The sequence below is a fragment of the Paenibacillus sp. MMO-58 genome (genome assembly GCF_037146255.1).
GTDB lineage: Bacteria > Bacillota > Bacilli > Paenibacillales > Paenibacillaceae > Pristimantibacillus.
Genome location: NZ_JBBCVY010000014.1, coordinates 88,028 through 101,183 on the forward strand (window position 1 = coordinate 88,028; position 13,156 = coordinate 101,183).

General features: G+C 49.7%; 12 protein-coding genes. 7 read left to right on the forward strand and 5 right to left on the reverse strand.

The features are described from left to right. Window positions 1-84 precede the first annotated feature (84 nt). Both WFJ73_RS28870 and WFJ73_RS28875 read right to left on the reverse strand, forming a co-directional pair. Window positions 85-1,347, reverse strand: a complete 1,263-nt coding sequence (locus WFJ73_RS28870; RefSeq protein WP_336776353.1) for an alkaline phosphatase — start codon at window positions 1,345-1,347, stop codon at window positions 85-87. 142 nt (window positions 1,348-1,489) lie between these two features. Continuing rightward, the gene (locus WFJ73_RS28875) at window positions 1,490-1,984 is read right to left on the reverse strand and encodes a CAP domain-containing protein (protein ID WP_336776354.1); all 495 of its coding nucleotides are present in this window, start codon (window positions 1,982-1,984) and stop codon (window positions 1,490-1,492) included. 108 nt (window positions 1,985-2,092) lie between these two features. Between WFJ73_RS28875 and WFJ73_RS28880 the strand changes: the two genes are divergently transcribed. The 5 genes from WFJ73_RS28880 (at window position 2,093) to WFJ73_RS28900 (ending at window position 7,314) form a co-directional block, all read left to right on the forward strand. Beyond that, window positions 2,093-2,572 (forward strand): GAF domain-containing protein, encoded by a 480-nt coding sequence (locus WFJ73_RS28880; RefSeq protein ID WP_336776355.1) that lies wholly within the window; start codon window positions 2,093-2,095, stop codon window positions 2,570-2,572. 149 nt (window positions 2,573-2,721) lie between these two features. Further along, window positions 2,722-2,844: a sporulation protein YjcZ gene (gene yjcZ, locus WFJ73_RS28885; RefSeq protein WP_015842688.1), complete on the forward strand. Its 123-nt coding sequence runs from the start codon at window positions 2,722-2,724 to the stop codon at window positions 2,842-2,844. Window positions 2,845-2,985: 141 nt separating this feature from the next. Then, a complete protein-coding gene (locus WFJ73_RS28890; protein WP_336776356.1) occupies window positions 2,986-3,993 on the forward strand; it encodes a CobW family GTP-binding protein in 1,008 nt (335 codons plus the stop codon). Between the two features lie 110 nt (window positions 3,994-4,103). After that, window positions 4,104-4,583, forward strand: a complete 480-nt coding sequence (locus WFJ73_RS28895; protein ID WP_336776357.1) for a hypothetical protein — start codon at window positions 4,104-4,106, stop codon at window positions 4,581-4,583. 304 nt (window positions 4,584-4,887) lie between these two features. Beyond that, on the forward strand, window positions 4,888-7,314 hold the full coding sequence (locus tag WFJ73_RS28900; protein ID WP_336776358.1) for an EAL domain-containing protein: 2,427 nt from the start codon (window positions 4,888-4,890) through the stop codon (window positions 7,312-7,314). Between the two features lie 55 nt (window positions 7,315-7,369). Here the strand turns inward: WFJ73_RS28900 and WFJ73_RS28905 are convergent, their stop codons facing one another. After that, entirely contained in the window at window positions 7,370-8,038 is a 669-nt protein-coding gene (locus tag WFJ73_RS28905) for a PT domain-containing protein (protein ID WP_336776359.1), read from the reverse strand. 124 nt (window positions 8,039-8,162) lie between these two features. Further along, on the reverse strand, window positions 8,163-8,942 hold the full coding sequence (locus WFJ73_RS28910) for a helix-turn-helix domain-containing protein (RefSeq protein ID WP_336776360.1): 780 nt from the start codon (window positions 8,940-8,942) through the stop codon (window positions 8,163-8,165). A 149-nt stretch (window positions 8,943-9,091) separates the two neighbouring features. Here WFJ73_RS28910 and pyk point away from each other — a divergent pair, with 149 nt between their 5' ends. Then, window positions 9,092-10,513 carry a pyruvate kinase gene (gene pyk / locus WFJ73_RS28915; RefSeq protein WP_336776361.1) on the forward strand — a complete coding sequence of 474 codons (1,422 nt, stop codon included), beginning with the start codon at window positions 9,092-9,094 and terminating at the stop codon, window positions 10,511-10,513. A 119-nt stretch (window positions 10,514-10,632) separates the two neighbouring features. Here the strand turns inward: pyk and WFJ73_RS28920 are convergent, their stop codons facing one another. After that, window positions 10,633-11,394 (reverse strand): YqaA family protein, encoded by a 762-nt coding sequence (locus WFJ73_RS28920; protein ID WP_336776362.1) that lies wholly within the window; start codon window positions 11,392-11,394, stop codon window positions 10,633-10,635. A 376-nt stretch (window positions 11,395-11,770) separates the two neighbouring features. Here WFJ73_RS28920 and WFJ73_RS28925 point away from each other — a divergent pair, with 376 nt between their 5' ends. Beyond that, window positions 11,771-13,150 carry an asparaginase gene (locus tag WFJ73_RS28925; protein WP_336776363.1) on the forward strand — a complete coding sequence of 460 codons (1,380 nt, stop codon included), beginning with the start codon at window positions 11,771-11,773 and terminating at the stop codon, window positions 13,148-13,150. Window positions 13,151-13,156: the final 6 nt, after the last annotated feature.

Here is a 13,156-nt window from a genome sequence, read left to right on the forward strand (position 1 = left end):
GATTATAGAATAAAGTAAGAGACTTCGCATGGTTAGCCAAGCGAAGTCTCTTTTTTTGCATAGCGGGGAATGTTAATGCGGGGTTTATTTCTTGATCGTAATATTCAAAGCTTGCGCCAGCTTGTTGAAGATGGAGGTATTTTCGAAAATGCCCGTGAACAGCTCCGAGCCTGCGCCTGTTGCCGTAACCGGAACGTCAACGCCCGTATGGCCGGAAGTTGTCCAATCTACGACAAAGTTCATTTTTGAGCCCGCGATCGCGAACGGACCGTCTTCGCCGGAGATGGTTTTGCCATCCGTAGACTCGTCGGAATCGTCTACCTCTTCAACCGAGAAGCCGCCTGTTTCGTGGTCGGCAAGAACGAGCACCAGCGTATCCGGATGCTGCTTCGCGAAGTCCTTCGCTACTTTTACGGCTTTGTCGAGCTCTTGACCGGCTTTGATCGTGAGCTTCGCGTTATTGTTGTGAGCCATTTCGTCCGTAGCTTCCTCTTCGACCATAAGGAAGAAGCCTTTTTTGTTTGCGGAGAGAGTGTCCAGCGCTTTTTTCGTCATGTCAGGCAGGGAGACGATCGGGTTGTAGACGTCGCCTTGGCCTTCCGGCTTTTGCTGGAACATTTCTTCGTTAGCGAACAGACCAAGCAGCTTGCCTTTTGCTTTGGTCATGTCCGTTTTGTTCGTTACGTACGTATAACCAAGCGACTTCGCCTTTTTCACCAGGTCGCCTTGCGTTCCTTTGCTTTTCTCGGAAGGATCGGCTGGTGTCTCATCGTCGAAAGCACCTTTGTTGCCTGCAGGGTACCAGAAGTCTTCGCCTCCGCCGAGCAGCACGTCAACCTTCGACTTCGTCAAATACTGCAGGGCGATATCGCTTTGTTTGGAGCGGTCTTCTACGTGGGAAGCGAAAGCCGCAGGCGTTGCGTCCGTAATCTGGCTTGTCGTAACAAGGCCGGTAGACATGCCTTTATCCTTCGCGTATTCCATAATCGTTTTTACGCTTTTCTTGTTTGCGTCCACGCCGATGGCGCCGTTGTAGGTTTTTACGCCGCTTGCATATGCGGTTGCGGAAGCGGCGGAATCCGTAATGGCCGTTGTAGAGCTTGTATGAATGAGGCCGACGTAAGGCATCGAGTCCATAGCGAGTTGCCCGCTTTCGCCTACTGTTGCGAGCCGGATGGCATCACGCTGCGCGGTGCCCATGCCGTCGCCAACGAAGAGAACAACGTTTTTTGCTTTTTGGGTTGCAGCGTTAACCTGGTTGCTGCTCTGAATACCTGTATAACCGGTAACAACAAGTGCGGCTGCTGCAGTTCCAAGCAGTGCTGTCTTCAAAACTTTGCCTTTCATTCTTGTATCTCCTCCTATTTGATAGCTCGATTTCATCTGCATCTTACAGAGCCTCTATTAGGAGAATGTATAGGAGAAGTAAAGCTTTTGTAAATAAGTTACAAAAATAGGAGTAAAGTTGGAGTGACACGAAAAATCAGATCTATAGTCTTACGAATTCCTGTACCCAATAAGTCCGGTAGCGGCTGTCATTTGTCCCGGGTGCGTATCCGATTCCCAAATGCGTATATTTAGGAGACAAAATATTGGCCCGATGGCCCGGGCTATTCAGCCAGGCTTCCATAACAGCGGCCGGTGTGCGTTGACCGGCAGCGATATTTTCCCCGTAAGCCGTCCATTCCACGCCAAACTGCGTCAGCATTTGCCCCGGAGTGCCGTATGTGGGGGATAGATGATCGAAATAATGGTTGTCTCTCATATCCTGTGCTTTTGCTTCGGCCGCTTCAAAGAGCACTTCCAATCTGCTGAGCGGCTGCAGGCCGGCGGCTTCTCTTGCTTGGTTGACGAGGGCAAAACCTTCATCTTCAAAGTTTTCCTGCAAAGGATAGAGCAGATCCGTTTTTGTGCTTTGGCTTTCCGTATTCGTCTTCTTCGTTGCGCTCGATTTTTTCCTCGCTGCGGTTTTCTTCTTCGTCACCCAAATTATCCCCCTAATCGCTCGTGCTGCTGGAATATGATATTCTATTCATACGATCAAGTCTGGTTTGGATGGTTGGTCAGGTTGATAGAGTAGGAGTGATATAAAATGTTTAACGCAAGCTTGTATACGGGCACAAGAGAAGAGAACTATACGCTGCTTATTAAGCAATTAACGGGACTGGTAGAGGACGAGAGCAGCCGGATTGCCAATCTGGCGAATGCCTCGGCGCTTCTTCAGCAGTTCCTGGACGATATTAATTGGGTTGGCTTTTACTTGCTGGAAGGGGAAACGCTTGTCCTTGGACCGTTCCAGGGGAAACCGGCCTGCACGCGTATCGCGATTGGCAAAGGGGTATGCGGGACAGCCGTGGCGCGCAAGGAAGCCGTTCTCGTTGAGGATGTTCATCAGTTCCCCGGGCATATTGCCTGTGACAGTGCTTCCAATTCAGAGCTGGTTATCCCGCTGTACAGCGGCGGTCAGATCATTGGCGTGCTGGATATCGACAGTCCGTCATTCAGCCGTTTCGACGAAACGGACCTTAAATATTTGACCATTTTTAACGAGCGCTTAGGGGAGTATCTATAATTTCCTCCTGAAAAAGGGGTACATGCTCAGTTTTCTTGGCAATGTGCATCATTCATTAAAATTCAGCAAACGCACAATTTTGGTGAATGCCTATACCGTTTGGGTTTTTAAACATAGGATACTGTACATTAGTTAAAGGAGATGAACAAATGAGCTACGGAGTTGGTCCTGTTGCAGGTGCCGGTTGCGGATATGGTGGCGGCAGTGCTTTTGGATTCATTCTTGTCCTCTTCATTCTGTTGGTCATCATCATCAGATCCGTCTGGCTTTAATGTCTGATTAAATAAAAAGAGGCTGCCCCCCGCCATCCTTGGCGCGGGGCAGTCTTTTTTTCGTAGCGGCGCGACAAGGTTGCAGCCGGTTGCGGTAGCGCTATAATGAAGGGAATGACAGACGGAAAGGGAAGAGCAGCGATGAACACAAACATTACACCGATTTATTTGCTGTCGGGGTTTCTTGGCAGCGGCAAGACTACGTTACTAACCGGTTTGCTGGACCATTGGCAGGCTCAAGGGCTTAAAGCGGCCGTTATTATGAATGAGCTTGGCGACATTAATCTGGACGGTCAGATGGTCGGAGATAAAGTCCCGATGTCGGAAATGCTAAGCGGCTGCATCTGCTGCACGATTCGAAGCGATCTTAGCCTGGAGATTAAAACCCTCATTGACACGCATCAGCCGGATGTCATCGTGATTGAATCAACCGGTGCGGCCAATCCGATGGAGATTATGGACGGGGTTACGGAAGCGGCCTTGTATTGCCGGATTGAGCTGCAGAGCGTCATTACCGTCGTGGACGGACCTGAATTGCTGCAGCGGAGCCGAAGCGGGAAAGGCAAGACGTTTAAGCTGATGCGCGATCAGATCCGGTGTGCGACAAGGCTGCTCTTGAACAAGGCTGATAAGGTGGCTCCGGACGAGCTGGTGGAGGCGCAGCAGCTGATCCGCGAGATCAATGCCATTGCTCCGGTTATGACAACGGTCCGCTGCCAGGTGGAGGACTGGGCTTTTATCGAGCGGCAAGCGGAGGATGCCTCGCAGCTATCCGGTGTCGGCATACATAAAGGAGAGGCGGAAAGCGAACACGGGCATCGCGATTCGCATCATCATCATCATCATACCCATGAGCATGTTATGGTCATGACGCACTACCTGAACGGAGCGGTCGACAGCGTGGCGTTTGAGGCGTTTCTGAAGCAGCTGCCGGATCATGTGTACAGGGCGAAGGGCATTGTAACGTTCTCGGATACGGCAAGCCGCTTCTTGTTCCAATACGCTTACCGGGAAACGGACTTTATCCGGATCACGCCGCAGGGCGAAGTGAATGACGTTGCCGTCTTTATCGGCGAGCATTTCTCGAAGGATGCCGTGCTTGAGGAGCTGCATAGGCTCGAGCGCAAGCCTAACCATTCGACAGAATAATCGGCAATGCGACAAGGCCATGTCTATCTAATCGTATGCTTGGGAAAAATAATCCATGAGGGGCATCAACGCTCCGGCATCACGAATTGGATAGGAAGGTGTGGCAAGGCATGAAAAGAAAAATCATCGGCGCATTCGCAGCGACTATGCTGCTGCTATCGGCTCCAGTCTATGCGGCGCAGCCGGAGGAGAAGGCTCCAGCAGCTCAGGATAACCGGATGGAGGATGGCCCTAAGCATGGTCATCATCATCATGACGGCAAATTCGGCAAAAATTCGGAAGAACACCGGATGGAGAAGCTCCGCTATATGGCTGATTATTTCGGCATTAAAACGGAGGGCAAAACAGCCGAGCAGCTCAGAACGGAGCTGGAAGCGGCAAAGCAGAAAGATAAAGCGAAATGGGAAGCGTTCAAGACGGAGCATAAAGCGAAAATTCTGGAGCATCTGCGTCAGAAGGCCAAGGAAAACGGTATTGCAACGGAAGGCAAGACGGCCGAGCAGCTTCGCGAGGAGCTCCATAAGCTTCACCGGATGCATCACAAGAACGATGCGCAGCAAGAGCCGCAGCGGGATGTCAAACAAGGCTGAACGAAGCCAGGACTATAGAATCAGAGAAATAGAGGCTGCTCCGAAAAGGGAGCAGCCTCTATTTATTTTCATAAATTCAGCAAAGTTACAAAATTCGACATTATCCTGTCGAAGAATTGATTATTTTGTCATATTAATTCCTAGTTTTCCGTTGAATTCATCTTATTTTGTAAAGTATACTAGAACCATATCATAAATTGGAAAATACGCATGAGTAGGTCTATGGGCAGAGATGGAGGATAGAATTTTGAGGAAAATAAGGCTCAGCATCGCACAGAAACTAATTACTGCATTGGGAGTTCTAATGCTGACGTCTTATTCTTTGTTAGTTTCTTTCTATCTCACCAAGCTCTATCATACCAGCCTGGAGAAGGGCGAGCTGCTCGCGCAAAAGCAGTCTATACAATATATCGACCAATTCACTACTTCTATTAATACGAGTTTAGCATCTCTTACTACGATAAGAGATGCTTTGCTTCAAATGCGCTCGGATGGCGTGCAGAACCGTTCTTATGCCGTGCATATGCTCGAAACCGTTGTCCGCAACAGTCCGGATCTGATTGGCTGTTACACGGTGTGGGAGCCGGACGCCTTTGATCGGAAGGATGCGATGAACCGTTCGGCTAGCGGCTATGATGACGATACCGGAAGGTTTGTTCCTTATATCGTGCGTACCAGTGACGGCTTAAAAGCAATCCCCACCGTAGATTACAATATGCTGAATGGGGATGGAGACTTTTATCAGGTCGTCAAGCAATCGAAGAAATTCACCTTGTTTGATCCTTACCCCTACAATCTGAACGGCAAGGATCTAGTCGTCACCTCGTTTATTCTTCCGATTCTGGGTGAGAACGGACAGTTTCTCGGGATTGTCGGCGGCGATATTTCGCTCCAGACGGTGCAGGACAAGATCAGCAGCATCCATCCGCTGGGCGGCCATGCAAGCATTATTACGTCCAATAACTATTATCTGGCTAACGGCGCGTATCCGGACCTTGTTATGAAGCCATACGAGATGTGGGAGGGCGGGGGCTCTATTAACGATTATAAGAAGAGCTTCTCCACCATCCAGTACACGCCGGACCTGCATGCGAGCGGTCAAATGCTCCGGATGCTGATTCCGATTCGGATTCAGGATTATACGTGGCATTTCGAAATGGTCATCCCAAAGGGCAATATGCTGACGCAATATTATTCGTCGTTATGGAGCTCGATTCTGATAGCTGCCGCTACGGTTGTACTGATGTCTTTGCTGGCGTTGTTCATGCTTAAGAAAATTGTTCTGGAAAATATAAAAAAGGTCATTCAGGTTACCTCGGCTGTTGCGATCGGCAACGAAAAGCTGAAGCTCGATATCCGGTCGAACGACGAGTTTGAGACGATGGCCAATCATTTTAACCGGATGGTTGATTTCCGCAAGGAAGCCGAGCATCTGATCCAGCATCAGGCGACGCATGATCTGGTCACCGGGTTCCCTAACCGTTACGGCTATTCGCGGCATGCGGAGACAAGAACGGGCAGTAACGGGCAAGTTGCCTTGCTGTATATCGATTTGGATCGGTTCAAGATTATTAACGAGACCCTGGACTATACGATGGGGGATATGCTCCTGAAGCAGGTTGGCAACCGGGTCGTTGAAGTAATCGGTCACTCCGGCCGGGTATTCAGGTTTGGCGGCGACGAGTTTGTCGTGCTTTTGGAGGACATCGGCTACTTGGGGCAAGCAACGGCGGTTGCGGCACGAATTTTGAGCGTTATTGCAGAGCCCATCAAGATGAAGGAGAGGCTCTTTTATCTGACGGCGAGTATCGGGATGAGCGTTCATCAGGAATGGACGCCTGAGACTGGCGACCGTCTTGTGAAGGAATCCGATATCGCCCTGTATGTAGCGAAGAAGCAGCGCAACACGTACAAGCTGTATTCTCCGATGATGAACGATGTTCCGACCAAAGAGCTTATTTTGGAGAACGGTATGTTCGAAGCGCTGGAGTCCAATCAATTCATGCTTCATTATCAGCCGAAGCTGGAGATTCGGACGGGGCGTATTTATGGGGTTGAAGCGCTGCTGCGCTGGAAGCATCCGGAATTTGGCATGGTGTCACCCCTCGAGTTTATCCCGATTGCCGAGAAGACGGGCTTTATTATTTTGCTCGGGGAATGGGTGCTCCGGTCAGCCTGCCGGCAGGTGAAGCAGTGGGAGCAGATGGGGCTGAATTCGGTACTCGTCAGCGTAAATATGTCCATGCTTCAGTTCCAGCAGAAAGACATTGTGTCTAGCATCAAGTCGATTATTGCGGAGGCGGGTGTCCGGCCGGAGCAGATCGAGCTGGAGTTGACGGAATCGATCTTTATGGAAAATCCGGAGCATACGCTGCGAATTTTGCATGAGCTGCAAGAGCTCGGCTTAAAGCTGTCTCTTGACGATTTCGGTACAGGTTATTCCTCCTTGAGCTACCTGCAGAATATACCGATTCATTATTTGAAGCTGGATAAATCGTTTATCCGGGGAATTGTGACGGATATCCGCAAACAGATGATCTTCAGATCGATTATTGTTATTGCCCATAACCTCAATATGAAGGTTGTGACGGAAGGCGTGGAGACGGCGGAAGAGCTTCAGATTATAAAAGAGCATAATTGCGATCTGATGCAGGGTTATCTGTTTAGTCCGCCGGTAACGCCGGAACGCTTCGTTGAATTGTTCCGGTCTAACAAATGTCCGGAAGAATAAGCTGCAAAGGAAAGGGCGCTCCCCGTCATAAAGACGAGAGGGGCGCCCTTTTTCATTATATCGTCCATTGGGAATGAACGATGGCGCAAACGTACCAGGCGCCGTTATGCTTTTCGAGGACAAGGATCAGGCTTTCCCAATCCATGCCGCTAAGCTCCGGATCAAACCCGCTGAAATGATAATCGAAGTAGGTGCTGTCCGGGTAAATGTCCCCGACATTGACCAGCGTATTGCCTTGGCCGAGTATTTCGTTACGGCCGAACTCTTTGGCCTCCGCGAAATTTTGATCGTAGACGAATTTCTTGAAATAGTCGTGGAAAGTAAGGCTGATCGGTTCTCCGGAGCCGTCGTAGCTTCCCCATTTATACAGTTTTGGATCATCCCAAGCAGGCAGCTCGCCGGCTTTAAAGGTTAAAGCGGTATCTTCCTCGATATGACCGTAGGGAGAGAACAACAGCCCTTTCTCGGGATGGATATAGCTGGACAGTTTCTCTGTATCCTGCTGCTTCAGGGCATTCATAATAGCTTTTGCTGTTTCTTCGGCAGTTGGTGCCGGCGTCGAAGACGAAGATGGAATTGGCGTAGGCGCAAGTGAAGGTTCGGTCGAAGGCTCGGAGGTTGGGGATGCTGAGGGCATCGGTGACAGCGAATTATCATTCCCTCCAAGACCCAAACATCCTCCAAGTACCATTATGACGGCCAAAATACTTAATAGACGCCACATAAGCCTCACTCCATTCCAGCGTATTTTAGTTTATCTTGCCTGCTTTCTTACCCTATTAAACGGGAATCCATCTTGGATGTTGCACCTGCTGTTTGTTTATCCGCTCTTGTTGTTCAGCGGAGGTTTAGGACAGTGGTTTTGGGCGGTCCTTCATGTAAGAGGTTGGCGTTTTTCCGGTCTCGCGCTTAAAAATTCGCTGGAAGTAAGACAGGTCGCGGTAGCCGACGGATTCGGAGATTTCTCCTACCGTAAGAGTGGAATCCACGAGCAAATAGATCGCTTTTTTCACCCGCGCTTTATGGACGTATTCGCTGATGGTTTGTCCGGTGACCCGGCGGAAAAGCGTAGCTGCATAGTTCGGACTTTTGCGGATATGCTCGCCAAGCTCCTCTTTCGTAATTTTCTGCGGATAGTAGTTCATGATATAGCTTTTCATCCGTTCGACCTGCTGATGGGCGGCGGATGTAACAGGTCCTTCATCAAGCTCCCTATTCCAGAGGGCCAGGCATTCGTACAAGATGGCAAGGCCAAGCACATCGGCATACAAATGCTTCTCCGTCCATTCGTTATGCATGGTTTTGATTCGCTCCAGGATCAGTTCATACGCGCCGGTTCTCGATTTCACCCAATGATTGTTCTGCAGAAGCGGGAGCGGCGGGGTATCCGCGGTAAATTCAATGACATATTTCTCATGGAACACGGTTGGCACACATTTGCCATAATACGATTGGCAGGCCGGAATGTATAACAGATCGCCTTTTTCTAAAATGATTTTCTCGGTTCCGACCCAATACACGACCTTGCCGTAACTCGCCAATACAAGCGTGGATGCGCCCTCCGGGCGAATGCCGTTGTCGAACCAGTCGGTCCCTCTGTCTTGTCTGACTTGCTGCAGCGTAAGCATGTTGACCTATTTCCTCCATTCATTCAGAGTACTATATTTCTATAAGAGTACTATATTTCATAGTCGGTTGGGAAGAAACGAGCTACAATAAGGTTATTCTTGTTTACCACAAATACAGACTTGTACAACCAGGAGGAATCAGCGACATTATGCGCAAGACGAAAATTGTTTGCACCATGGGACCGGCATGCGAATCGACGGAAGTATTAATTGACATGATTAATGCGGGGATGAACGTTGCCCGTTTGAATATGGCACACGGAGAGCTGGAGGATCATGCGGCACGTATTGCGCGTATTCGCGAAGCTGCTGCGGCTACGAATAGTATTGTTGCGATTTTGCTTGATATTAAAGGTCCGGAAGTGCGGATCGGCAAGCTGGAGGAAGCTTCTTACCTGCTGCAGGTTGGAGAGAAGCTGACTCTCACTACGGAAGAGATTATCGGTAACGGCGAACGTATTCACGTGAACTATTCGGAGCTGCCGCTTGTCGTAAACCCTGGCAATAAAATTTTGCTCGACGACGGTCTTATCGAACTGGAAGTTGTATCGGTAAACGGTTCGGAAATCGAGTGCGTCATCCTGAATGGCGGCGTAATTAAAGCGAGAAAAGGCGTTAACCTGCCGGGTATCCGCACAACGCTTCCTGGCGTAACGGAACGCGATATCCGCCATATCCAGTTCGGCATCGAACAGCAGATCGATATCATCGCTCCTTCCTTTGTGAGAAGAGCGGAAGACATATTGCAAATTCGCGAGCTGCTTCATGACGGCGGCGCAGGGCATATCCAAATCATCTCGAAAATCGAGAATGAAGAAGGCGTTAATAACCTGGATTCGATCATCGAAGCCTCGGATGGCATCATGGTTGCCCGCGGCGACCTTGGCGTAGAAGTGCCGGCTTGGGACGTGCCGATGATTCAACGCGAAATGATCGCGAAATGTAACACGGCCGGTAAAGTGGTCATCGTTGCTACGCAAATGCTGGATTCGATGCAGGTTAATCCTCGTCCATCCCGCGCGGAAGTGAGCGACGTGGCGAACGCTGTCCTTCAGGGCACTGACGCGATTATGCTTTCGGGCGAGACGGCTGCCGGCAAATATCCGGTAGAATCGGTTAGCATGATGGCTTCGATTGCGGTGAAGGCGGAATCGATGATGGATTACTTCGACGAGTTCCAACAGCGCAGAGGCGCTCAACCAACAACGATTACGGAAGTAATCAGCCAAGCGGTTGTAAGTTCGTCTCTGGAACTGAACGCGAAAGCGATCATAACGCCAACGGAGAGTGGTTTCACGGCTCGCATGGTATCGAAATACCGTCCGAAATCGCCGATTATTGCGGTTGCTTCGGATGAGAAGGTTCTGCCTCGCCTGGCTGTAATGTGGGGAGTTATCCCTGTTAAGGGCGGCCGACCTAACTCGACGGACGATATTTTCGAATCGGCATTAACAAACGGCGGCAGCACGGGCCTTCTGGAGAAAGGCGACTACGTTGTTATCACAGCGGGTACGCCAACAGGCAAAGCCGGCGCTACCAATCTTGTGAAGATTGCTCAATACGGCTTATAATAGCAATATATAAAGGCGAAGAACGCCCCTTGGATCATCTGCTTCAGATGATTCCGAGGGGCGTTTTATTTTCTAAATAAGCCCCTTCCCAGCCGGGAAGGGGCTTATTGTATGTCCGCTTATGCGTTGCTTACGGGAGTTGTTGTGGGGATGGGAGTTTCGCTTGCAGTCTCGCGGGTCTCCTTTGATACTTCGTCTGTTTGCTCTGCAGGTCCTGCCGATTCCGCGGCTGACGCTGATGCGGCAGCCGAATACTCCTGAACCGTTTCTTCTTCTGCGTTAGCCGCAGCCGCTTCTGCAGCCGCCGCTGCTTGGGCAGCTTTCTTTTTGCGATGCCTTTTCCGGAAGAACAGGAACAAGACGATCAAAGGGACGGCTATAGCGAACAGGTAATAGGATAGGTTATGAACCATCTTTTCCGCCGCTTGGCCATAGAAGTAAATAAGTCCGCCTACCAGATAAAACTTTGCCGCTCTGCCTACAGCCGCGTACATAATAAGGCGCCATAACGGGAAATTCAGCGCACCTGATAAAATCGTAAATACCTTGAATGGAATGGGGGTAAAAGAACCGATCAGTACAGCGGTGTCTCCATTTTTCTGGAACATGTTGGTGGCAGATTCGACCCATTCCTTCTTAAGGATTTTGTACAGGATGGAATTGCCTAATAATTTGCCGATGAAATAGCCGATAGGGGTGCCTATCAAACAACCGATATATCCTACGGTAGCCAGCATAAACGCGTCATGCGGATTTACTAGGCTTAATGGAACCTGGAGGAATAAGGCCGGTATCGGAAAGATGATTGCATCAATCATGGAATGAACGAACAAACCCCAGGGGCCAAATTTCATTAGGAAGTCTACAATGTCTTGGAGCATGAAAATGGCACACACCTCTCTACGCATGGAAAGCCGTAGTTAATTATACGATAGTTTAGGACTTAGGTTTCACTTTTTTTCTGGTCACGAAAGAAATATAAGTAAGTTTCCTTTTTTGAACGGTTTTTCCTCCCCGTCATTCCGTCTCCATTGCTGCTCGATACTCCATGTTCAAACGATGTTATTATTATGTTAGTTTATATGACAATAAAATCTACTAAAATTTCTCAAGTAAACAGGAAAAATGAAGAAAAACCTAGATAAATGCTGATGTTAACGCTTAACTGATTTAAAACGGAGTTTGTTAATATATGTGACATAAAATAGACTTATAGATGTTCGACATAAATAGATAAAATAGGGAGGAAGACAAAACATGACAAACATTGTAAGAGGTGTGTTGGGTAAGAAGTTTATTGTAATGCTAGTGCTGCTTTCCATGGCGGCAGGAACGGTCGGAATCGTTGTTTCGAGGAACTTGGCGAATGCTGCCGAACCCGTGCAGCTTCCAACGTTCAACATTCCGCCTGTCTCGGCTGAATTCGAGGCTTCAGAGAAACCGAATGTTCTCGTTATTGCTACCGGAGGCACGATCGCGGGAGCGGCAAGAAACGGCGACAAAACAAACTTCCAGAACTATGCGGCAGGTACCTATACGATGGCGGACATGGTGTCGCAGCTGCCGGTACATAAAACCGCGGACGTATCTACTTTCCAATTCGGCAATAAAGGCTCAGGCAGCTATACGATAAAAGATTTATATGATCTCTCCCTGGCGGTTGATACCGCTCTTGCGGACTACGACAGCGTAGTTGTAACGACGGGTACCGACACGATGGAGGAAATTGCTTATTTCCTAGACCTGACGGTCCGCAGCGAAAAGCCTGTAGTCGTTACGGGTGCGATGAGACCTTGGGATGTTATCGGAACGGATGCTCCGGCTAACTTGTACCAAGCGATCAAAGTGGCAAGCAGCAATAAAACAAAATGGTTTGGTACCGTTTTGATGCTTAACGACGTGATTTATGCGGCGCGTGAAGTAACGAAGACAAACGCGCATCGTCTGGATACGTTTGATGCTCCGATGTTTGGAGCTCTTGGCTATGTAGACGATCCGGCTGTACGGATTTACCGCGCACCTGCAAGAGCGATCAAAGCCGGTACGGAACAATGGGCAACCCCGTTTGATCTGAAAACGATCTCCAAGGACAGCCTTCCGATTGTCGAAATCGCGTACAGCTACCAAGAAGCAGGCGGCGGCGCGATCCGCGGATTCGTAGAAGACGGCGCGAAAGGCATTGTAACGGCGGGAACCGGCGCTGGCGGCATCTCATCGAAGATGAGTCAAGCGCGTTCGGCAGCTATTCAACAAGGCGTTGTTTTTGTTACGACAACCCGGACAGGCTCCGGTACGATGTACGACAGCGGAACCGGCGCAACGATTGGCGGGGATAATCTGAATGCGGCTCATGCCCGTATGCTGCTCTTGCTTTCCTTGGCATTCACTAGCGACCTGCCAACCATTCATTCCTGGTTCCAATCGTTCGGTACGGGAGATGTTGAGATTTCGGTAGACGAGAATACGGTATTGAAAACGTCGATCGAAGAAGAAGCGGTAGTGGAAGAGCCGGTTGTAGAGGTGCCGGCATCGGAAGTGCCTTCGGTTGAACCTTCGGTTGAGCCATCCGCCGAACCGGCAGTGACGGAGCCTGTAGAATCCGCACCAGCGACTGAAGAGCCAGTTGGCGCGCATTAAGCAGAA

Excerpts from the sequence above, each read along its gene's own strand:
- WFJ73_RS28870 (WP_336776353.1), bottom strand. The coding sequence starts at position 1,347 with ATGAAAGGCAAAGTTTTGAAGACAGCACTGCTTGGAACTGCAGCAGCC.
- WFJ73_RS28880 (WP_336776355.1), top strand. The coding sequence starts at position 2,093 with ATGTTTAACGCAAGCTTGTATACGGGCACAAGAGAAGAGAACTATACG.
- yjcZ (WP_015842688.1), top strand. The coding sequence starts at position 2,722 with ATGAGCTACGGAGTTGGTCCTGTTGCAGGTGCCGGTTGCGGATATGGT.
- WFJ73_RS28890 (WP_336776356.1), top strand. The coding sequence starts at position 2,986 with ATGAACACAAACATTACACCGATTTATTTGCTGTCGGGGTTTCTTGGC.
- WFJ73_RS28895 (WP_336776357.1), top strand. The coding sequence starts at position 4,104 with ATGAAAAGAAAAATCATCGGCGCATTCGCAGCGACTATGCTGCTGCTA.
- WFJ73_RS28900 (WP_336776358.1), top strand. The coding sequence starts at position 4,888 with ATGCTGACGTCTTATTCTTTGTTAGTTTCTTTCTATCTCACCAAGCTC.
- WFJ73_RS28905 (WP_336776359.1), bottom strand. The coding sequence starts at position 8,038 with ATGTGGCGTCTATTAAGTATTTTGGCCGTCATAATGGTACTTGGAGGA.
- WFJ73_RS28910 (WP_336776360.1), bottom strand. The coding sequence starts at position 8,942 with ATGCTTACGCTGCAGCAAGTCAGACAAGACAGAGGGACCGACTGGTTC.
- pyk (WP_336776361.1), top strand. The coding sequence starts at position 9,092 with ATGCGCAAGACGAAAATTGTTTGCACCATGGGACCGGCATGCGAATCG.
- WFJ73_RS28920 (WP_336776362.1), bottom strand. The coding sequence starts at position 11,394 with ATGCTCCAAGACATTGTAGACTTCCTAATGAAATTTGGCCCCTGGGGT.
- WFJ73_RS28925 (WP_336776363.1), top strand. The coding sequence starts at position 11,771 with ATGACAAACATTGTAAGAGGTGTGTTGGGTAAGAAGTTTATTGTAATG.